The organism is Aureimonas psammosilenae, assembly GCF_009176975.1.
Lineage (GTDB): Bacteria > Pseudomonadota > Alphaproteobacteria > Rhizobiales > Rhizobiaceae > Plantimonas > Plantimonas psammosilenae.
In genome coordinates, this window is the sequence record NZ_WEZG01000009.1 from 72,024 (window position 1) to 92,224 (window position 20,201).

The 20,201-nt window shown below is 61.4% G+C and carries 18 protein-coding genes; 13 read left to right on the plus strand and 5 right to left on the minus strand.

The features are described from left to right. Window positions 1-233: 233 nt before the first annotated feature. The 3 genes from F9929_RS15940 to F9929_RS15950 form a co-directional block, all read right to left on the minus strand. Window positions 234-2,585 (minus strand): bifunctional diguanylate cyclase/phosphodiesterase, encoded by a 2,352-nt coding sequence (locus F9929_RS15940; protein WP_193227797.1) that lies wholly within the window; start codon window positions 2,583-2,585, stop codon window positions 234-236. Between the two features lie 141 nt (window positions 2,586-2,726). Then, entirely contained in the window at window positions 2,727-4,007 is a 1,281-nt protein-coding gene (locus tag F9929_RS15945; RefSeq protein WP_152047583.1) for a long-chain fatty acid transporter, read from the minus strand. 369 nt (window positions 4,008-4,376) lie between these two features. After that, complete coding sequence (locus tag F9929_RS15950; protein WP_152047584.1) at window positions 4,377-5,162, minus strand: GGDEF domain-containing protein; 786 nt, start codon at window positions 5,160-5,162, stop codon at window positions 4,377-4,379. Window positions 5,163-5,216: 54 nt separating this feature from the next. On the opposite strand from F9929_RS15950, the gene F9929_RS24085 reads away from it, so the two are divergent. Beyond that, on the plus strand, window positions 5,217-5,387 hold the full coding sequence (locus F9929_RS24085; protein ID WP_193227798.1) for a hypothetical protein: 171 nt from the start codon (window positions 5,217-5,219) through the stop codon (window positions 5,385-5,387). Between the two features lie 387 nt (window positions 5,388-5,774). Here F9929_RS24085 and F9929_RS15955 read toward each other — a convergent pair whose 3' ends face one another. Beyond that, complete coding sequence (locus tag F9929_RS15955; protein ID WP_235919365.1) at window positions 5,775-7,121, minus strand: MFS transporter; 1,347 nt, start codon at window positions 7,119-7,121, stop codon at window positions 5,775-5,777. Window positions 7,122-7,268: 147 nt separating this feature from the next. On the opposite strand from F9929_RS15955, the gene cyoA reads away from it, so the two are divergent. The 7 genes from cyoA (at window position 7,269) to F9929_RS15990 (ending at window position 14,059) form a co-directional block, all read left to right on the plus strand. After that, window positions 7,269-8,360, plus strand: coding sequence for a ubiquinol oxidase subunit II (gene cyoA / locus F9929_RS15960; protein WP_152047586.1), 1,092 nt, complete (start codon window positions 7,269-7,271; stop codon window positions 8,358-8,360). 67 nt (window positions 8,361-8,427) lie between these two features. Next, window positions 8,428-10,431: a cytochrome o ubiquinol oxidase subunit I gene (gene cyoB, locus F9929_RS15965; protein ID WP_152047587.1), complete on the plus strand. Its 2,004-nt coding sequence runs from the start codon at window positions 8,428-8,430 to the stop codon at window positions 10,429-10,431. Window position 10,432: 1 nt separating this feature from the next. Further along, the gene (gene cyoC, locus F9929_RS15970; protein ID WP_152047588.1) at window positions 10,433-11,074 is read left to right on the plus strand and encodes a cytochrome o ubiquinol oxidase subunit III; all 642 of its coding nucleotides are present in this window, start codon (window positions 10,433-10,435) and stop codon (window positions 11,072-11,074) included. Window positions 11,075-11,076: 2 nt separating this feature from the next. Further along, window positions 11,077-11,460 (plus strand): cytochrome o ubiquinol oxidase subunit IV, encoded by a 384-nt coding sequence (cyoD, locus tag F9929_RS15975; protein ID WP_152047682.1) that lies wholly within the window; start codon window positions 11,077-11,079, stop codon window positions 11,458-11,460. A gap of 3 nt (window positions 11,461-11,463) precedes the next feature. After that, window positions 11,464-12,168, plus strand: a complete 705-nt coding sequence (locus F9929_RS15980; protein WP_235919355.1) for an SURF1 family protein — start codon at window positions 11,464-11,466, stop codon at window positions 12,166-12,168. A gap of 221 nt (window positions 12,169-12,389) precedes the next feature. After that, window positions 12,390-13,511: a sensor histidine kinase gene (locus tag F9929_RS15985; protein ID WP_210251354.1), complete on the plus strand. Its 1,122-nt coding sequence runs from the start codon at window positions 12,390-12,392 to the stop codon at window positions 13,509-13,511. Between the two features lie 14 nt (window positions 13,512-13,525). Further along, window positions 13,526-14,059 (plus strand): response regulator transcription factor, encoded by a 534-nt coding sequence (locus tag F9929_RS15990; protein ID WP_152047684.1) that lies wholly within the window; start codon window positions 13,526-13,528, stop codon window positions 14,057-14,059. Window positions 14,060-14,420: 361 nt separating this feature from the next. Here F9929_RS15990 and F9929_RS15995 read toward each other — a convergent pair whose 3' ends face one another. Beyond that, window positions 14,421-14,681: a helix-turn-helix domain-containing protein gene (locus F9929_RS15995; RefSeq protein WP_152047590.1), complete on the minus strand. Its 261-nt coding sequence runs from the start codon at window positions 14,679-14,681 to the stop codon at window positions 14,421-14,423. A 115-nt stretch (window positions 14,682-14,796) separates the two neighbouring features. Between F9929_RS15995 and F9929_RS16000 the strand changes: the two genes are divergently transcribed. The 5 genes from F9929_RS16000 (at window position 14,797) to F9929_RS16020 (ending at window position 20,139) form a co-directional block, all read left to right on the plus strand. Continuing rightward, window positions 14,797-16,059 carry an MBL fold metallo-hydrolase gene (locus F9929_RS16000; protein ID WP_152047685.1) on the plus strand — a complete coding sequence of 421 codons (1,263 nt, stop codon included), beginning with the start codon at window positions 14,797-14,799 and terminating at the stop codon, window positions 16,057-16,059. A gap of 184 nt (window positions 16,060-16,243) precedes the next feature. Further along, window positions 16,244-17,428 (plus strand): hypothetical protein, encoded by a 1,185-nt coding sequence (locus F9929_RS16005; RefSeq protein ID WP_152047591.1) that lies wholly within the window; start codon window positions 16,244-16,246, stop codon window positions 17,426-17,428. Between the two features lie 161 nt (window positions 17,429-17,589). Next, complete coding sequence (locus tag F9929_RS16010) at window positions 17,590-18,669, plus strand: recombinase family protein (protein ID WP_152047592.1); 1,080 nt, start codon at window positions 17,590-17,592, stop codon at window positions 18,667-18,669. A 263-nt stretch (window positions 18,670-18,932) separates the two neighbouring features. Next, window positions 18,933-19,439 (plus strand): hypothetical protein, encoded by a 507-nt coding sequence (locus F9929_RS16015; RefSeq protein ID WP_152047593.1) that lies wholly within the window; start codon window positions 18,933-18,935, stop codon window positions 19,437-19,439. Further along, on the plus strand, window positions 19,432-20,139 hold the full coding sequence (locus F9929_RS16020) for a hypothetical protein (protein WP_152047594.1): 708 nt from the start codon (window positions 19,432-19,434) through the stop codon (window positions 20,137-20,139). Before F9929_RS16015 ends, F9929_RS16020 begins: the two co-directional genes overlap by 8 nt. The last annotated feature ends 62 nt before the right edge of the window (window positions 20,140-20,201 follow it).

Sequence of the window (20,201 nt, forward strand, 5' to 3'; positions counted from 1 at the left end):
GCAGACGTTCGCCAAACGACCCTTTGCCAGTCTTTCGATGATGGGTGCCGCAACAGAAAGTGTTTATCGGCGTAGATGGATTGGTTGCAAAAAGCGGTAAGGAGGAAGGAGATGGGCTCAACCGTACGGTGCCACTCAGCTAATTAGGGGCGGGTGCCGCTTTGTTACGCCAGGTTTCGAAGGAGCTGATGTGCTGGTGAGGGAGCGATGGACCGTAGGATAGGGCGACCCTTTTAGGCCTTCCGCTCTTCGGGTTCCTCGCCTGTCTGGTACGTCGCGAACGCTTGCGTGAACGAGCCGGCGGTCAGCGGCCTGCCAAATAGGTAACCCTGTCCTTCTGCAACGCGCTCCCGCAGGTAACTGGCCTGCCCCCGCGTCTCGATGCCTTCGGCGATCACCGCCAGATCGCAGCCTTCCGCCATTCGAACTACAGCATCAACGATAGCCTGATCCTTCCGATCGGTTTCGATCTCGCGAACGAAGGAACGATCGATCTTCAGGCGGGTGATGTCGAGCTGCTTCAGAAGGGTAAGAGAAGCGAAGCCGGTGCCAAAATCGTCAAACGCGATCCCGATCCCCATGCGTCGCAAGCGTTTCAAATGCGCGGATACGGTGCGTTCGTTGCTCAAAACGATATTCTCAGTGATTTCGAGTTCCAGCGCTTCCGGCGCAAGCCCGCTTTGCCGCAGCGCATCCTCGACCTGCTCCACGAAGTCCGGCATGCGCAGTTGCGCCGCAAACAGGTTCACCCCGATGCGAAAGTCCGAAAGGCCGTTTCCGCGCCATTCCGCGGCCTGACGACAAGCCCTCCCCATGATCCAGTTGCCAACCGGGATCGCTAGATGGCTTGATTCTAGAACAGGTAGAAACGCTCCAGGTGCCAGCACGCCGGCATGTGAAGAGTTCCAGCGGATCAACGCCTCCGCTCCAACAACCCTGTCATCTAGAAGGTCGACTTGCGGCTGGTAGTAGAGTTCGAAATGACTGCTTTCCCAGGCGCCGTCCAGTTCGTGTGCCGTTTTGCTCCTTTGGCTTGCCGCTCGTTTCAATTCGGGCGTGAACAGGCGAACGCGTGCCCGACCGTTCTCTTTGGCGTCGTAAAGCGCAAGATCGGCCGCGGTCAGCATTTCACCCGCGTCGATTGGTTCCAACTGTGATGGCATGATGCCAACGCTCGCCGAGACATGGGCGACCTGTTGTTGAATTCTAATTGGCACCTCGATCGCCGAGATGATGCGCCGGCCAAGTGCAGCTGCCTCAACCGGATCTGCGCTTCCATCGACTAAGATGGCAAACTCGTCGCCGCCAAGGCGCGATAGGAGGTGTAGTTCCCCTACGATCTCTCGTACCCGGTTAGAGACGACTTGGAGCACTTCGTCCCCACCGGCATGGCCAAAGGCGTCGTTGACACTTTTGAAGCCATCGAGATCAAACAAAAGCAAAGTGAAGGGCGTTCGAGAGACGCGGTTCGCCGAGACCCGCTCGCCCAGAGCGTCGTGGAAGCAGGGGCGATTGGCGAGCCCAGTCAACGAATCCGAGAAGGCAAGCATCCTGATTCGTGCCTCGCTCCGGAGCCGCTCGCGCTGATCACGGAACGCTATTACTGTCTGCGGACGTCCGCCGAGGCGCACCGCGCTGCGAAGGATGCGGACCGGAGCACGCTTTCCACTCGCCGCGACGATCTCTGCATCGGCCTCCTCGTGCTCCGGCACTTCAAGCGGATCGACGTCCGGTACGAGCGATGTAAGAAGCCGCCCTGTCAAATCCTCCCGGCGCAGTCCACAAAGCTTGGCGAGGCTGTCGTTCGCGGTCACGATCCGGTTGCCCTCGCATATCGCTAGTCCTTCCAAGGCGAGATTGGCGAGTTCCCCGAGCCGTATACGCTCTCGGCGCAAAGCTGCTTTCGCGTGAAGGGTCAAGCGCAGGCCGACGACGGCTGCCGCCAAGAGGGCAAAGCAAATCGCCGCGACGACCGGGGCGAGGACCTCAGGAGAAATAGCCATGCGGGGCAGTTGCACGCGAGGATCGAAATCGATCCGTAGAGCCGTCATGCCGCCAAGATGTAGCACCGCGATCGACAGAAGAAGAAGCGGCGCACCGAGGGGCCGTAGCTTCCGATTGCGTTCGCCAGCGACAAGCAGGGATAGACCGAATAATGGCAGTCCGACCAGAATGGAGAATGCGACGAGACCAAGATCCCAACTCACCTTTCCTCGGACCACGTAGGCTGCTTGGCCGACATAATGAAGGAAGGCGACACCAACGCCGATGACGACTCCACCGGCGAAGCGCCTGGCCCGCCCGTGCCGACCGACCGTCATCGCCATTCCTGCGCCGATGCCGAGCACGACGAGAACCAACGAAAGCGTGGTTAGAAACGGCTCAAAGCCTGATTGTATCCCCGGCCGAAACGCAAGGAGAGCGATCATATGCGTCGCCCAAGCGGTGCTGCCGGCAGCAAGGATACTGACGGCGGCCCATCTTCTGCCTAGGGCGCCTTCCGAACGGCCGGCGTGCTGCGCGATGGAGAATGAACCGTATACGCCGATAAGGCACACCGTTGCCGCCACGAGCAGCGTCGGCACGTCATGCGACGTTCCTAGGCAAGACAAAACCGATTGCATCGAAGGCCTCCGATGCAGGCACGATAGACAGGAGCATTTAAAAACCTTCCTACGCCGTACGCCGCCGTCAGCAACAGGATGGTACGGAGCGGCGCCAAAATGTCAGAAGGCGAATCTCAAGCTACCGTTGAGCGCATAAACGAGATCGTCGCCGACCGTCGCCTCGAACAATGCGCCGTCCGAAAGCGTCTGTGCGCCGCTTGTCCAATAGCCTATCAAGCCACCGAAACGCACTTCGCCAATCCCTTGTTTGAAAGATATGCCACCCGAAAGCGTGTAAAGGTCCGTATAAGTCGTTTCTGCTCCGGTAGACACACCGCTGTCGAAACCAACTGAGGCGAGCACGGATATGTTGTCAGCAAGGACACGGCCGAAACCAAGACTTGCCGTGTAGCCGTCTCGCCAGTGAAACGGCATGCTGCTTCCGGGCGCGTCGCCGATCCACGAAACGAACTCGCGGTTAGTGCTCCAATCCGTCCATCGAAACGAAGCGGTAAGCAACGTGCCGGGCGCGATGCCCGACTGAAAACTCAGACCAAGGTTTTGTGGGCTGACGACGTCGTTCAAGTTGAAGGCTTCCGGGATCGGCAGCGATGATCCGAGAGGTAAGGGCCCAGGCACGTCGAGGAGGCCGACGCCGGGTGCGACGATAAACGGCGAGCCGGCGAGGACGCCAGAAGCCGAGCCGTTGGGCGATACGTGCGTGGTCTGGGAGCGGTAAAGGACCTGAGCGCGAAGCGCGATGTCCGGGATCTCATAGGCGAAGCCTGTGCGAAAGCCCGGGCTTAAGCCATCCTTCGCCTTCGCCTCGATGCTGGCCGGCAGGTAAACAGGCGCTAACCCGAAGGGTGTTTGGACAGATCGAGCGCTCGGCACAACTGTCAAGCTCGAAGCCGAGAAGTCGAAGTTTTCGGCATAGAGACCGCCGAGGAGACTGAAACGCTGGCGACCGACGTCGTAGCTGCCGCGGCAGGTGCCGGCTACTTCATCAGAGTTGAATTCCATTTGTTGGTTGCGCGATCCAAATGGCGAAGCAGCAGGGGCTGGTAGGGCCCCGCCAGGCGAACCCGTATAATCCGCCTCGGCAGCAAAGGCGCGGACATAAGTAGCAACGCAGGCCAAACGGTCGCCGCCGAACTTAACTGCCACCGAGGGGACTTCGTAGTCCCCCGTATAGGTTCCGTAGTCGCCAGCGACGCCACTGATCTTATCGAAACCGCGCGCCGGGTTGATGTAGGACAGGCCGAAGCGGCTGGCAAAACTACCTGACTCATACAGGAGATCAGTGTCGGCTTGGCCGCGTTGGAAACCACCGGCATGTCCGGCAGAGACCGCTCCAAACAGGGCGATGCATGCGAGCGGAATGCAGCTGAACTTGTCCATGGCGAAGTCCAAAGCGTCGCAGCGGCTTTGGGCCGTTCAGATCCGACGTGTTTCCTCAGTTCGCTATCGTGGAAGAACTGGCTTACGCGAACATGGCCACGCCAGTAAGCTGCACGCTCTCGAGAACGCGTCGTCACGCGGATAGCAGCAGATTGCATTGAGCGGTTACTGCTGCGGGCCGAAAGCGGAAGGCCGGCTCTGGCGACGGCTTCACGAATAGCTGCCGTTTTCCTCACGACTTTTCTCAGCCGTTCAGGACGCTGAAGCGCATTGCTGGTGGGAGATGTCCGTCAGTCGTGTCCTTCCTACTGTCCAAGCGTTCCCACATCGGCAATGTATAGGACGCGAACCGGCCATGATGTTTCGCGGCTAGATCGACCGTGCTGGCAACGGCAGCGCGACAACATTATCGCCAAGGTCGAGTTCGGCACTGATCGTGAGATCGCGGCCACGGCGCTTCGCTTCGTAAAGCGCCTTATCCGCCCGGGCATAGCTCGACATCACGTCGTCCTGTCCGATTCGAGCGAGGCCGATGCTGGCCGTCACTTTCAGACCCTGCGGCAGGGTAGAACCGCCGATGTTTTGCAGCTTCACGCGCAGCCGATCGCCCACTCGTAGAGCTTCGCTAGATGACATGCCGTTCAGCGCGAGCGCGAATTCCTCGCCGCCTACCCGACCGACGAAATGAGGTGCACTCATCCCGTCGCGCAACGACCGGCCGACCTCGGCGATGACGTAGTCGCCGACAAGATGGCCATATGTGTCGTTGATCCGCTTGAAATGGTCGATGTCGACGACGCCGAGCGTCATGTCGGCACCGCTCGCCTTGGCGCGATCTAGAGAAGCGAAGAAGCCGCGTCGGTTCAGAAGCCCGGTCTGGATATCGGTGATGGCAAGCGTCTCAAAACGTTCTTTGAGTTCAAAGAGCCGCAGATTCGATCGCGCCAGCAAGCCGAGAAACGTCAGCGACATCGCCGCTGCGATCAGCGTCGTTTGAATGAACGATGGCCAGATGCGGTCAGGCTGGGTGTAGAGATTGACCAAGGCATCAACGCCATCGGTCACTGCGACGATGCCGAGCGTCGCGACCGTCACCTTGACCCCCATTTCCCGGCGGCTGCGGATAGCGGTGAAATTGGCGAACATCGAGTGCATGGTTGAGAGGTCCCGGAATGAGGGGGAATCCTAAGCCAGCATTATTGAAAAGCGTTGAACGAGAAGGCGCGGAAAAAGACTTACGTGGCGACCTCGACGGATCATGAATTCGCATTTGGCAGCATGGACGCTGATCCGGACTACCATACCGCGTCCAAGGTCGGGGCGTCGGCGATCTGCGAAATCTATCTGCGTCCTGCGCAGCACAATGGCGCCGGTATCTAACGCGGAAGAATGAACCTTGGACCTAATGGAAGGACAGCGTGTGAGTTGCCGCTCACAAATTTCAGCCGTTGTGCCATCATCGGGTTGAGCCGAACTTTGGCGGAGGAGCGGCACCATGGACCCGGTCGAGTGAATAGTCGGCCCTCCCGGCTAGTCAAGGACGAGTTCCAAGCCGGACCGGTTTCGGACCGTCCGTTTTGACGCATTAGTGGGGAAAGCGAACCGTTTGCGAACATCCATTGCAGCCGTGAGGACACATTCTTCCTTGCAAACCACGGCAATCAGCAGGAAGTAAGTGCGTAATCTTATGAATTCCCCAAGCCTCCAGCGTAAAAATCTTGCAAATATCTAGCGACAAGACCGATCTACGGTGAGGAGAAGTCAAGCTTAGGGATTCAAGGCATCACTCTCTTCAATGTTCCTAATCGCCGACCTTCGACTGGTGAACAGGGCTACAAGCGTGCACGCCGCGCCTGAAAAAAGGTAGGCGCCAACCGACCAAAGGCCAAAATTGGTCGAAAGAAACAAGGCGGCTAAAGGCGCGAAGCCCGCCCCGATCAACCATGCCAAGTCCGATGTGATTGCCGCTCCCGTATAGCGAAAGCGCTTGGGAAAGGCGGAGGCGACTGCGCCGGAGGACTGGCCGAAAGCTAGACCGAGAAGCGCGAAACCGAGGATCATGTAGATTGTCTCGCCGCCCTGACCCTGTGCGAGAAGCCGCGGCGCGAAGAGGCTGAAGGCTCCGATCAAAGTTGCCGAAACGCTGAGGAGCTTGCGCCGCCCGATCCGGTCCGCCAGCATCCCGGATGCGATGATGGCCAGAAGGCCGACGGCGGCCCCCGCCATCTCGATCGCCAGGAAACGCACCGGCGAGCCATCCCTGAACAGGGTGACGAAGGATAAGGGAAACACGGTGACGAGGTGAAACAGGGCCGAGCTTGCGAGCGGCACGAAGGCGCCCAGGAGCACCGTCCGGCCTTGCGCGCGCAGCGTCTCAAGGACCGAAATGGGTAGAAGCTCGCCAGATTCGAACAAGCGCTGGAATTCCAACGTCGCCACAAGGCGCAGCCGCGCGAACAGCGCCACCGCATTGATCGCGAAGGCGACGAAGAACGGGTAGCGCCATCCCCAATCGAGGAAATCTTCCTGTGAAAGCGTCACGAGGAAGAAGCTGAAGAGGCCCGCTGCCACGATGAGGCCGAGCGGTGCGCCGAGCTGGGGTATCATGGCGTACCAGCCTCGCTTCTCAGCCGGCGCGTTCATCGCCAGAAGCGAGGGCAGACCGTCCCACACGCCGCCGAGCGCCAGCCCTTGGCCGATGCGAAAGAGGGCCAGCAGGATGGCTGCGCCCGAGCCGATCTGGCTGTAACCGGGCAGGAACGCCATCGCCATGGTGGAGCCGCCGAGCAGAAACAGGGCGATAGTCAGCTTGGTGCCGCGACCGTGGCGCCGGTCCACCGCCATGAAGATGAGCGACCCGAACGGGCGTGCCACGAAAGCCAGCGCGAAAAGGGCAAAGGAGTAGAGGGTGCCGGTCGCCGCGTCGACATAAGGGAAGACCAGCGAAGGAAACACCAGAACCGACGCGATCGCGTAAACGAAGAAGTCGAAGAATTCGCTGGTACGGCCGATCACGACGCCGATCGCGATCTCGCCGGGCGAGATCTTGTGTTCGCGCGCGCTGAGGAGCCGCGCGTCGCGTTCAAGAGGCGTCGAGTTCGCCGCGGGATGAATGGAGCTCACTGTCGCCCTTTAACTTCGAGCCCGTTTGGAACGGGTGTCACGGATGTCTCGTGACACCCTGCCGCGAAAGCGACGGACCGGGGGATTGGGCAAAATGTCCAATGTCTGGACTGGGGCCCCGCGTTTAGCCAACGGAGCATGCGCTCTTTCCTTTCCCGCGCGCCCGGCGGCGCGGCACGTTTTCTCGCCGGTCTGACGCTCGCCGCGCTTGGCGGCTGCAACACCGATGTGATGTTCCCGACAGGGGACATCGCGCTGCAGCAGCGCAACCTGATCCTCGTGTCCACGGCCCTGATGCTTCTCATCATCGTGCCGGTCCTCGTGATGATCGTCGTCTTCGCCTGGCGCTACCGCAAGGGCGCCGGGGCGACCTACGACCCGCATTTCGACCATTCCACTTCGCTCGAACTGCTGATCTGGTCTTGCCCGCTCCTCATCATCATCTGCCTCGGCGCGCTGACCTGGTCGAGCACCCATCTCCTCGACCCCTTCCGGCCGCTGGAGCGCTTGTCGGCAGGGCGTCCGATCCCGGCGGGAAGCGAGCCGCTCGATGTCCAGGTGGTCGCCATGGACTGGAAATGGCTGTTCATTTACCCGAGCCTCGGCGTGGCGAGCGTGAACGAGCTCGCCTTGCCGGTGGACGTGCCCGTGCGCTTCTCCCTCACCGCGACGAGCCAGATGAACACTTTCTACGCGCCGACCCTCGCCGGCATGATCTACACCATGCCCGGGATGCGCTCGATGCTCCACGCGGTGATCAACCAGCCGGGCGAGAGCTGGGGCTATTCCGGCAACTATACGGGCGCCGGCTATTCGCACATGCGCTTCCGCCTTCGCGGCCTCGATCAGGCCGGCTTCGACCGCTGGATCGCCGACGTGAAGAACGCGCAAGGCACGCTGGACGCCGCCCGCTATGTCGAGATGGTGCGCCCGAGCCAAAAGGAGCCGGCAGCTTACTTCGGCTCGGTCTCGGACGGCCTGTTCGACAAGGTGCTGAACCGCTGCGTCGAGCCCGGCAAGCCTTGCGAGGCGGCCACCATGAGCCATGACGGCCACCATGGTATGACGCCTTCGCACGAAGCCGAGCCGATCACCGGGTCCAAGCCCGTGCCCGCCTTCGAGAAGGCGCCGGAAGACAAGGGATCGGGACCGAACGTCACGAAACCGGCTCCTCCAGAATCGGCGCCCGGCCAGCTCGATCCCGGCAACCCGCAAAATCGCGGAATGTAGTTTCCATCGCCTCATCCTTTTCGCCCGCCGCTTCGCCGCGAGGGTCCCGCCAATCGGGTCGCAATTCATGAACGACACCAGCATCTACAAGACGATATTTGGTCGTCTTACCTTCGAGTCCTTTCCCGTCCACGAGCCGATCCTGCTCGTCACCTTCATCGTGGTCGCGCTTTTCGGCCTCGCGATCGTCGCCGCCGTCTCCTACTTCCGCTTGTGGGGATGGTTGTGGCGGGACTGGCTGACGAGCGTCGATCACAAGAAGATCGGCATCATGTACATCATCCTCGGCATCGTGATGCTGCTGCGCGGCTTTTCCGACGCCATCATGATGCGCATCCAGCAGGCCGTCGCCTTCGGCGCGAACGAGGGCTACCTGCCGTCCCACCATTATGATCAGATTTTCACCGCCCACGGCACGATCATGATCTTCTTCGTCGCCATTCCGCTGGTGGTCGGCATCATCAACTTCGTGATGCCCTTGCAGCTCGGTGCACGCGACGTCGCATTTCCGTTTCTAAACAACCTGAGCTTCTGGCTGACGGTGGCGGGCGCCGTTCTCGTGATGATCTCGCTCTTCGTCGGCGAGTTCGCGCGCACCGGCTGGCTGAGCTACGCCCCGCTCGCCGAGCTCGACTACAGTCCCGACACCGGCGTCGACTATTACCTTTGGTCGCTGCTCATCGCGGGCGTCGGCACGACGCTCTCGGCCGTCAACATGGTGGCCACCGTCATCAAGATGCGCGCTCCCGGCATGACCATGATGAAGATGCCGGTCTTCTGCTGGACGGCGCTCTGCTCGAACGTCCTGGCGATCGCCATCTTCCCGGCACTGACCGTCGCCTTCTTTCTTCTCATGCTCGACCGCTATGCCGGAACCGCCTTCTTCACCAACCACGGCGGCGGCAACCCGATGATGTACTGGAATCTCGTGTGGATCTGGGGCCACCCGGAAGTCTACGTCCTGGTTCTGCCGGTTTTCGGCATTTATTCGGAAATCACCTCCACCTTCACGGGGAAACGCCTCTTCGGCTATTCGTCGATGGTCTACGCCACCGTCGTGATCACCATCCTGTCCTACATCGTCTGGCTGCATCATTTCTTCACGATGGGCTCTGGCGCCAGTGTGAATTCCTTCTTCGGCATCGCCACCATGGTGATCTCGATCCCGACGGGCGCGAAGATCTTCAACTGGCTTTTCACCATGTATCGCGGGCAGATCCGCTACGAGCTGCCGATGATGTGGGTGGTCGCCTTCATGCTGACCTTCGTGGTCGGCGGCATGACGGGCGTGCTTCTGGCCGTGCCGCCCGCCGACTTCGTGCTCCACAACTCCCTCTTCCTCGTCGCACATTTCCACAACGTCATCATCGGCGGCGTGGTGTTCGGGCTGCTTGCCGGCATCAACTACTGGTTCCCGAAGGCCTTCGGCTTCCGCCTCGATCCTTGGTGGGGCAAGGTCGGCTTCTGGGGCTGGGTGATCGGCTACTGGATCGCCTGGACACCGATCTACATCGTCGGCCTGATGGGCGTGCCGCGCCGCGTGAACTACATCGCCGACCCCTCGCTCCAGCCTTGGTTCGTGGTGGCCGCGATCGGCGCCGTCATCATCCTCGTCGGCATCCTCGGCTTCGTGATGAGCATCGTCATGGGCATCGTGCGGCGCGAGGAACTGCGCGACGGCACCGGCGATCCGTGGGGCGGGCGCACGCTCGAATGGTCCACGTCCTCGCCGCCGCCAGCCTACAACTTCGCCTTCACCCCGGTCGTTCACGATCTCGATGCTTGGTACGACATGAAGAGCCGCGGTTACGCCCGGCCGCTCGAAGGCTATCGGCCGATCCACATGCCGCGCAACACGGGCGCCGGCGTCTGGATCTCCGTGCTCGCCCTGATGCTCGGCTTCGCCATGGTATGGTACATCTGGTGGCTCGCCGCGCTCGCCTTCGTCGGCCTCTTCGCGGTCTCGATCGGCCATACCTTCAACTACAACCGTGACTTCTTCATCGAGCCGAACGAGGTCGAGCGCATCGAAGGCGAGCGCACCGCGCTGCTGGCGGCAGGAAAGGTCTGACATGTCGACGCTTGTTCACGAAGCCCCGGCGGCGATCGACGCGACCGCCTGGCACCTGGCGGAACAGGAAGATCACGACCACGGCGGCAACGGCGCCACCATGGTTGGCTTCTGGATCTACCTGATGAGCGACGCGCTGATCTTCGCCTCGCTTTTCGCCACCTTCGGCGTCCTGTCGAACAGCTACGCCGGCGGCCCGACCCCGAAGGAGATCTTCGATCTGCCGCTCGTGGCGTTCAACACCGCGCTGCTCCTTCTATCGTCCTTGACCTACGGCTTCGCGATGCTGGCCATGACCGAAGGGCGCTTGGGGGGCACAAGGGCGTGGCTCGTCGCCACCGCCCTTCTCGGCGCCGCCTTTCTCGGCGTCGAACTCTACGAGTTCTCCTCGCTCATCGCGGAAGGGGCGGGGCCGCAGCGCAGCGCTTTTCTGTCCGCTTTCTTCACGCTGGTCGGCACCCACGGCGCGCATGTCGCCTTCGGCCTCATCTGGATCGCCGTGATGCTCGTCCAGCTCGCGCAGCGCGGACTGATCCTCGAGAACCGCCGCCGGCTCATGTGCCTGTCGATGTTCTGGCACTTCCTCGACATCATCTGGATCGGCGTCTTTTCCTTCGTCTACCTGTTCGGAATGGTTCGTTGAGCATGACACAGGTCCATACCGATCCCGCCCTCCACGCGCATGGCGACACGCACGGCCACGGTTCGCGGCGCGGTTACCTCGTCGGCTTCGCCTTGTCCGTCCTCCTCACTGCCGTGCCCTTTGCCCTGGTGATGGGGGGCATGCCGCTCGGCCCCTGGTCGATCGCGCTCGCCATCTTCGGCCTCGGCCTGGTGCAGATCGTGGTCCATGCCACCTGCTTCCTGCATCTCGACAGCCGTTCGGAAGGCGGGTGGACGCTTCTCGCCTTTCTGTTCACCGCCGTTCTCGTCGCCATCACCATCGCCGGCTCGATCTGGATCATGTACCATCTCGACACCAACATGATGCCGATGGGGCCCGCCGGCTCGATGAGTGGGGCGATGTAGGCCTTGAAGGGAAAGCGTGCGGCGCTGACGGTTCTGGGGCTTCTGGCCGGCGCCGCCTTTCTCGCCCTCGGCATCTGGCAGGTGGAACGGCGCGCCTGGAAGCTCGACCTGATCGAGCGTGTCGAAGCGCGCATCCATGGAGCCGCCGAACCGCCGCCGCCGCCGTCGCGATGGTCGGCCGTGAACGAGCGGGACGACGCTTATCGCCGTGTCCGCCTCGATGGCGAGTTCCTTCATCGCTGCCAAACGCCGGTTCAGGCGCTGACGGAGCGCGGCGCCGGCTTCTGGATCCTGACGCCGCTCCGCACGAGCGACGGCATCGTCTTCGTCAATCGCGGTTTTGTGCCTTCCGACCACCGCGATCCCGCAACGCGGCGGGAAGGGGATGTCGAGGGGCCGGTAAGCGTCACCGGCCTCCTGCGGATGAGCGAGCCGAAGGGCGGTTTCCTGCGCACCAACGATCCGGAAGCCGGCCGCTGGTATTCGCGCGATGTCGCGGCCATCGGCCATGCTTGCGCTCTCGAAGGGGGGGCGCCCTTCTTCGTCGACGCGGATGCGACTGCCAACCCCGGCGGACTGCCGGTCGGCGGGCTGACCGTGGTGGCCTTCCGCAACAACCACCTCGTTTATGCCGTGACCTGGTTCGCGCTTGCGGCGATGTCCGTTGCCGGAACGGTTAGCGTTCTGCGCGCCAAGCGCAAAACCTGACTGCGGCGATGGCTCCCGCCTGTTATGACGAGGGCATGGACACGCCGCTCCTTGCCCTGACGCGCCGACACGCGCCCCCTGCCGATGGTCCCTCGCCCGAAAGCACGACGAGAGAAAACATGCGGCAGCTCAACCAATTGCGCTGGATTGCCGTCGCCGGGCAGTTCGGAACGATCCTTGTCGTCTATCAGGGTCTCGGCGTCGCCCTGCCCGTCGCCGCGATGGTGGCCGTCATCGCCATGCTCGCCCTTATCAACGTGGCGAGCATGGTCCTCGTCCGCCTTCCGAGCATCAGCAGCGCTGGAGTACTTGCTGCCCTTCTAGTCGACGTTGGCGCGCTGACTGTCCAGCTGTATCTCAGCGGCGGCTCGGACAACCCGTTCATCTCGCTCTACGTGTTGCAGATCGTTCTGGGCGCGATCCTGCTCGACCTGCGATCGGCTTGGGTTTTGATGGGATGCGCCGGGCTATGTTTCGCCTTTCTGACCATGAACCATTTGCCACTCGTATTTCCCTACGAGCTTATGCCCGAAGTGGCCGACCTGACGACGCTTGGCAACTGGCTGAGCTTTGCCCTAGTCGGCGTCCTCCTTCTCCTTTTCACGGCTCGCATCAGCCGCAACCTGCGCGCACGTGACGCTTATCTGGCCGATCTTCGCCAACATGCAGTGGAAGAGGACTACATCGTCCGCATGGGCCTTTTCGCGTCAGGCGCGGCGCACGAGTTGGGTACGCCCTTGGCGACCTTGTCCGTGATCCTCGGCGATTGGCGGCATATGCCCAAACTCAAGGACGACCTAGAACTTTCAGCTGAGATCGAGGAGATGCAGGAGGAGGTCGGACGTTGCAAGCGGATCGTCACCGACATCCTTCACGTCGCCGGCCAGCCGCGCGGCCAGGAACTGGCGAGCACGCCCGCTGACGGTTTTGTGGATGCAGTTGCGGCGGCTTGGTGCCAAATCCATCCGTCCGCTTCCCTTTCCGTACGCCGTGAAGGAACTGAAGGCGTCTCGATCGTCGCCGATCCCGCCCTTCGGCAGGCGATCTGGAATCTTCTCGACAATGCGTTCGAGGCCTCCACCGACGGCGTCAGTTTCTATATCCGGCGTGAGGAAGACAGGCTCGCTTTGTCTGTGCGAGATCGCGGCAAGGGGTTCGACCCTAAGCGACTGGAGAATTTCGGGAAGCCCTCTCCCTCCGACAAAGGACCCGGCCATGGCGTCGGTCTGTTTCTCGTGTCCAACGTCATGCGACGTTTGGAAGGCGACGTGGCTGCCCGCAACCTGCCGGAAGGCGGTGCGGAGGTTACCCTAACCTTACCACTCGCGGCCCATCAGAACTGAAAGGCGCGGGAATGATGGACCCAAAACGCTCTCTCGTAGTCATCGAGGACGATCCGAGATTTTCCGCAACGCTCAAGCGCTCTTTCGAGCGGCGGGGCTATAGCGTCCTTGCCGTGAAGAGCCTGGAAGAACTCACGGTCCTTTTCGACCGTGAGCCGATCGGCTACGCGGTGGTGGACCTCAAACTCGGGGGGGCTTCGGGCCTCGCCTGCGTGCAAGCGCTCCATGCCCATGATCCCTCGACCCTCATCGTGGTGTTGACGGGCTTTGCTAGCATCGCGACGGCGGTGGAGGCGATCAAGCTTGGCGCGTGCCATTATCTGGTCAAACCGTCGAATACGGATGACATCGAAGCGGCGTTCGGCAAGGTCGAAGGCGATGCCGACGTGCCGATCAGCGAGCGAAAAACCTCCCTTAAAACTCTCGAATGGGAGCGAATCAATGAAGTTTTAGCCGAAACCGACTTCAACATCTCGGAAACCGCCCGGCGACTCGGAATGCACAGGCGGACGCTCGCTCGCAAGCTCGGGAAGCGTCATGTTGTTTGATTATGCGTTCTTTGGATGGGTTTCCGAGTAGCAGGCTTGCAATCGTCTAGTTCTTATATTCAGTTTTGCACGATGAACTCGTGCGACGCGAGTTCAATTTTTTGCCGCCCTTAGCAGGTTGAAACGGCACCTCAGGCTCGACGGTAGAACCGCACGCCGAAAAGAAGCCGGCGCCACATCCTCGAAACGCTGATCCGCCAGACGATTTACGACGTCTTCGAAGCGCGCTTTGAGCGCAGACTTTGTTTGGGTGGATCATCGTCGTCACCATGCCCAATCGGTATCGAAACGTCAGCCCCATGTCAGCTTTCGAGATAATGCAAGCCTATCTCGGACGACCGCAATGGGCGCGCAGTTGCCGTTAACGCCGCTTCCGTCCGCTCTTCAGCGGTAGTGGTTCAATCTCATGAGCTGCTGGCGGCGCAAAAAAGTCAGCGATGTCGACGGCCATCGCCTTCGCAAGCCGGTCGAGGATCTCGATTGTTGGATTAAATGTCTGGCGCTCGATACCACTAACGTAGCCGCGGTCGACGCTAGCATCCACCGCCAGACTTTCCTGCGAAAGCCCGCGTTCGACTCTCAACCGGCGTAGGTGCCATGCCACGCGGGCGCGTCCATTCATGACGATGACGCACCAGCTTGCCGCCGATCAAACCATCGAATATCTTCGACATGTTAGCGTCGTGCCGTTCCCCCAAACGGTTTTCCCGTCCTATTTTGTCGAGTGCCCTGTACGTATGTATATCCGCATTCACCGAGGCACGCGGGAGATCGGCGGGACGTGCGTTGAGGTCAGAGCAGCGAACGGCTCGCGGCTGCTGCTCGATCTAGGCCTTCCACTGGATGGCGATCCGGACGACGTTGCTGCCCATCCGGCGATTGACGGTCTAAGGGGCGGAGGCGATCTTCTCGGACTCGTCCTCAGCCACGGCCATCTCGATCATTGGGGGCTGGCGCATCTCGCCGGCCCCGATCTGCCGATCGCTCTCGGTGCCGCAACACACCGCATCCTTCAGGCAGCTGCACCGTTCGTGCCGAAGTCTTGGGTGCCGGTAAAGGCCGTAGAGTTCTCCTCCGGCGTTCCGTTAGAGTTCGGTCCGTTTCGCGTCACGCCGCAATTGGTCGACCATTCTGGATACGATGCCTACGCGATCTTGGTGGAGGCCGACGGCCAGCGGCTCTTCTACTCCGGTGACCTGCGTGCCCATGGCCGTAAGGCCGCTCTCTTCGACCGGATGATCGCCAAGCCGCCGGTCAACATCGACGTCATGCTGATGGAAGGCTCGACGCTCGGCCGACTGGACCCGAACAAGCGCTTTCCAACGGAAACGGAGGTGGAAGCCGATTTCGTCGAGGCATTTCGCAATACGGCCGGCATGGTGCTGGTTGCGGCCTCCGCACAGAACATCGACCGAATGGTCTCGATCTACCGAGCAGCCAAACGCACGGGCCGGACCCTCGTCATCGACCTCTATGCCGCCGAGATTCTGAGAGCGACCGGCAACGCCAATATTCCGCAATCGGACTGGCCGAACGTCGCCCTCTATGTGCCGCAGTACCAGCGCGTGCGCATCAAGCAGACCGAACGCTTCGATCTTCTAGAACGGCATAAGGCGAACCGTATCTTCGGCGAGGATCTGAAGACACTCGGTTCGAAAGCGGCGTTTCTGTTTCGCCCTGCGATGCTGCGCGATCTTGATCGCGCCGACTGCCTGAGCGGCGCTGCCTGCATCTGGTCGCAGTGGGATGGGTATCTGACGCAGCCTCGCGGCGAGGCGTTGAAAGCAGAATTGGTTCAGCGCGCCATTCCGCTGCTCTCGATCCACACCTCAGGTCATGCCTCAATCGGTGACCTGCAACGCCTCGCTGCCGCCATCGCGCCGAAGGTTCTCGTGCCGGTTCATACCTTCCAGCCCAAACGGTTTCCCGAGCTCTTCGCCAATGTTCGCCTCCGCCAGGACGGTGAATGGTGGTCGGTCGGGGAAGGACTCGCCGCATGAGAAGGGCCGGCGTCGCTCTCACGACGATCTCCACCGAACTCGCTGCCCGTCTGCGAACCAACGTGTCCGTCTACGGAGACCAACTTCGGTCATTCGGACAATCAACCTGTACTGGCTGGCATCAATCCGTCCTTCTCTCATTCCGCCCTGAGATCCGTTCGTGACAGCTCCATCCCCATCTACGTTGGTACCGGTCGCCGGCCGCGGCTTCTCGCTGGAATTTACGGAGGAGCTGCGCCGTCTGGCTCACGCGCCGGACGGTCTTTGGCTGCGCGACATTCTCCTGCATCCCGATCTCGTCCTGGCCGTGCGGCGGGATGCACTGGCGGTCTATCATCGTGGCGCCTCGATCTTTCTAGCCGAGTTCGCGAATGGCCGCATCGCACCGAAGACTCACGTGAAGTATCTGCAGCGCTCCGCTCAGGCCTATGCCGCGCTCAATGACGACGGCACGTTCTCGCTCGATCCCATCAAGGCGATCTGGACGCGCTACGAGGGCACGCAAACGCTTGCCGACATGCTCCGGGCCGCTGCCAGTCTGGCGGGGCCAGAAAAGATCGGTCTTCATGCCTTGCTGAAGAACAGCCCGCATGTCGTCAACACTGAAATCGTTCTAGAAGGCGAGTCGGTAAAGGAGCCATCAGCAGCCGCGGCTTCGCCAGCATCTCGCTCGGTGCCCGCCGTTATTCCTCCGCAACCGAGCGGATGGAATGATCCGGCCGAAAAGCGGGCTGAGATCAGCGCAGCCATTGAGGTCGCCGACAGTGAGGCCACCGTTCCATCGACGGCAATGGATACGGAGGTGAGCGAATACAACGGCCTCTCGCCCGAAGCGTCATCGTCAGCTTCGTCGGGGACACCGTCCTCGCCGCCGCGGCTGGACCGTCTCGACGTCGCGACGCTGGAAGAGCGGGATGGTGCCATCCAGTTGGTGTTTCACGAAGCGAAGCACTTCGCCAACAAGGAGCTGCGTGCCGCTTCCAACAAGACCCCGCCGGTTCTCGAACAGATTGAGCGCTACGAGGCGACGCTGCGCCGTCACGAGAAGCGGCTTCTCACCGAGTATGGCGCCGTTTGCCGCGCACTGGTTGAGCTTGCCATGCTTCGTCATGAGGTCCAGCAGGACGGTATCAACGATCTCGCGTCTGCCACTCCACCGCCGCTTGATCCGCTGGTTCAACGGGTTGCCGAGGGCGAGGCGCTCACCCTCGATCTGCTGCCACGGCTGGTTATTTTCGGTTTCGACGAAGACCAAAAGTCCGGTGCGGTCTGGAAGCGGCATCGCGATCGACTGGAAGCCGCCCTTGGATCTCGTCGGCTCTACGCCGTCGGCAACACGCGGACCAAGACAAGTGCGGCATTCCGGTAACACCGCTCTGTCGATCTCCGCACGGGTGTAAATTCAAACGGACCTCGTTTGAATACCTCATCGGACCGAACGGAACGGCGGCGCAAACGGCGACCAAAGATCCTCTCCGGTTCGAAGGCCACGCTTAGTCCTGCCGTCCCGTTCGAGATTTGACGCTCCCCATGAAGGTCGTTGCCTACTTCCGCCAGAACACTGATCCCACCCTTACGGCCGGCGAACTTGCGATACAGCGCCACTCGGTCGCCGAATGGCTGGCGGAGAAACAAGGAACGCTGATCGGCGAGTTCACGGAGGTGGAAGGAGAGGGTAAATCGCGGCCGGCCTTCGGGCAGGCTCGACGGCTGGCAACGCAAGCGGATGCCGTCCTTCTGATCGCCACCACCAAGGCAATCGGTCCCCGTGGCCGCTTTCAGCTATCGTTCGACTTCACTACGCCCATCGTCCGCATGATCGACGATCCGGCCGAAATCGAACGCCGGGCCTGGGAGAGGTCCAAGCGCTTCGTCGTTTATCTACGGGATCTCAACGGCTGCGGCGAACGGGCCGAAGCGAGCCTTGCTCATCAACGATCCGCAGTCGCGGCGATAATCTCTCCAACGGACCACGAGGTGATCGCGACCTTCATCGAGATCGAGAACCCCGCCCTCGACCCATCGCCCGAGCGTCCAGCTCTGGAGGCAGCGGTCGCGCTCTGTAAGACGCATCGTGCTCGGCTTCTGATCGGCACGCGCGACATGCACGAAACGGGCAAACCACTCGCTTCGCTTTATCCCGACGTGCCGTCCTCTACCGCTTGGAACGAGCCGCCCCGTTGGGACACGGAAATATCTGCCCCGCCCAATCTGCCGACCCCACTCGCCTTGCATCTTGGTTCCTACTCGGAACGAGGCCTTCGTCCCCTCTACCTCGTCAACACCACGGGCGGAGAACTTTGGGACATCACCGCCACGCGATCCGGCTGGACGCTCAGCTTCGACGAAGAGACGGTAATGAAGCCCCGTGCGGTCATTATCACGCACCTTGCCAATGATCGTGGTCACCTGATCGACGATCACAGCGTCTTCGTCGACGGCGACTTCGTGAGCACATGGCAAGTCGCCGCTCGGGACGGAAACGGCCAGACATGGTCCGGCACGGCAGAAATCCCCAAAGGCGATCCTGACAACCGCAGGCTTGGTTTCCGCAACTGGGCGGTCGATCCGACTTCCTCGGATCCAAGCGTTACCCCAGGCGACACATAGCGGCATTCGCGTTTTGTCCGTGATGAATAGACGAAAGGGCCGCTCGACGCTCAAACGCAAGCAGTCGCGGAGTTCGCGGTAGGCCGCCGACTAGCTTGCAGCCCCCTGCCGCCGTTCGTGGCCGGTCTGGGCGCCGTTTTCACGCCGGCCGGTAGGCAATGCCGCTTCGATCGCCATCCGTAACTGTCGGCCGGAACCATTGTAGCCGGTCGTGCCACCCTCCCTCTGACATCTTCACATCATTTGACGAATTGGAGATCCCCATGGCTGAACATAGCTTACGACTTTTGCAGCGCTGCCTTGCGCTGACCGCCGCCGGCTTGTTCGTCATCGGCACCGCTATGGCCGATCTTCCAGCCCATGCGCAAAGCGCACCGAGCGGTATCGGTAAGCTGCAACCCGGGACCTATGAAACGTCGAGCGGTACCAGCGGCCTGCCAAAGGTGAAGCCCTCCTTCGTCGGCGCTTGGGGTGCCTCGGCTGCGGACTGCGAAAATGCCGAGGACTTCTACATCAACACGATCGTCAGCCGGATGCGCTTCCTTCAATACGAAATGGAATGCCGGATCACGGCGGCGAGTCCCATCGGTTCGACTTGGATCCTGGCGCTGGCCTGCGCGAAGGAAGGCGAGGAACTCGACACGCTGGCACGTTTGACGCTCGAAGATGCCAACCGCTTGACCGTCGAGCTGAGGGACGGCTCCCGTCAAACCCTTCATCGCTGCACCGGACCCATACCCGCCGCGTATCGGAGTGTCCTCAATGACTGAGCCACTCGAGCCGCAGTTCCCTCTTCCGCCGTCCGCGCCAGTCGTTATGCCGCCGGACAATTCCATCATTCCGCGTGTGAATGCGAAACGGGAGACAAGTCAGAAATCGCAGCCGACGGGCGCTCTGTCCCGCAGAGCCGCATTGTCGATCGCTGGCGTTGTTGTCTTCGGCATGGCCGTCGGCAAACAGGTCTTCGGACCAACGCCGCAGGAGCGCATCGCCACGCTCCGCCAACGCATTGCTGAACGAGACGGAACGACGCCGGCGCCCTCTCAACCGGTTATCGCTTCGGCCGGGATGCTGACGAACGGCATGACCCCGGCAGATCTGAAGACGCGGAAGCTCGTCGTCGGCGTGCTGTTGACGGATCTCGGTATCACGCTCGGCGAACTCGTCGGTGCTTTCGACACCTTCTTCCATCCGTCCTTCGAAGCGATCGATGCCAACCGTTTCATTCTGCGTGTGGCCGGCACCGATCCGCTGACCACGACGTCGGTCGAATACGCCTTCCGTTTTGTCGTTGTCGATGGACCGGAAGCCTACGGCCAGCGACACACTGAGTTCCAGGGGCGGGCTGTCGTCTTCGACGTCCTCGCCTACAATCGCCTGACCCTTCCAGTCGATGAGGCGATGGGTGTGATTACGGTTCTGCATTCGCAGGCATTGCGGAACCGACGCGCCATGGCTAGCGGCGGCTGAGGATGAGAGCATCGGTACGGTGACCAAGCGACCGGTGCCGACGAGTTGAAACGACGTTGCGC

Bases quoted from the DNA above. Each gene is read 5' to 3' on its own strand.
- F9929_RS15945 (WP_152047583.1), bottom strand. From the start codon at position 4,007: ATGGACAAGTTCAGCTGCATTCCGCTCGCATGCATCGCCCTGTTTGGA.
- F9929_RS15950 (WP_152047584.1), bottom strand. From the start codon at position 5,162: ATGCACTCGATGTTCGCCAATTTCACCGCTATCCGCAGCCGCCGGGAA.
- cyoA (WP_152047586.1), top strand. From the start codon at position 7,269: ATGCGCTCTTTCCTTTCCCGCGCGCCCGGCGGCGCGGCACGTTTTCTC.
- cyoB (WP_152047587.1), top strand. From the start codon at position 8,428: ATGAACGACACCAGCATCTACAAGACGATATTTGGTCGTCTTACCTTC.
- cyoC (WP_152047588.1), top strand. From the start codon at position 10,433: ATGTCGACGCTTGTTCACGAAGCCCCGGCGGCGATCGACGCGACCGCC.
- cyoD (WP_152047682.1), top strand. From the start codon at position 11,077: ATGACACAGGTCCATACCGATCCCGCCCTCCACGCGCATGGCGACACG.
- F9929_RS15985 (WP_210251354.1), top strand. From the start codon at position 12,390: ATGGTGGCCGTCATCGCCATGCTCGCCCTTATCAACGTGGCGAGCATG.
- F9929_RS15990 (WP_152047684.1), top strand. From the start codon at position 13,526: ATGGACCCAAAACGCTCTCTCGTAGTCATCGAGGACGATCCGAGATTT.
- F9929_RS15995 (WP_152047590.1), bottom strand. From the start codon at position 14,681: ATGAATGGACGCGCCCGCGTGGCATGGCACCTACGCCGGTTGAGAGTC.
- F9929_RS16000 (WP_152047685.1), top strand. From the start codon at position 14,797: ATGTATATCCGCATTCACCGAGGCACGCGGGAGATCGGCGGGACGTGC.
- F9929_RS16010 (WP_152047592.1), top strand. From the start codon at position 17,590: ATGAAGGTCGTTGCCTACTTCCGCCAGAACACTGATCCCACCCTTACG.
- F9929_RS16015 (WP_152047593.1), top strand. From the start codon at position 18,933: ATGGCTGAACATAGCTTACGACTTTTGCAGCGCTGCCTTGCGCTGACC.
- F9929_RS16020 (WP_152047594.1), top strand. From the start codon at position 19,432: ATGACTGAGCCACTCGAGCCGCAGTTCCCTCTTCCGCCGTCCGCGCCA.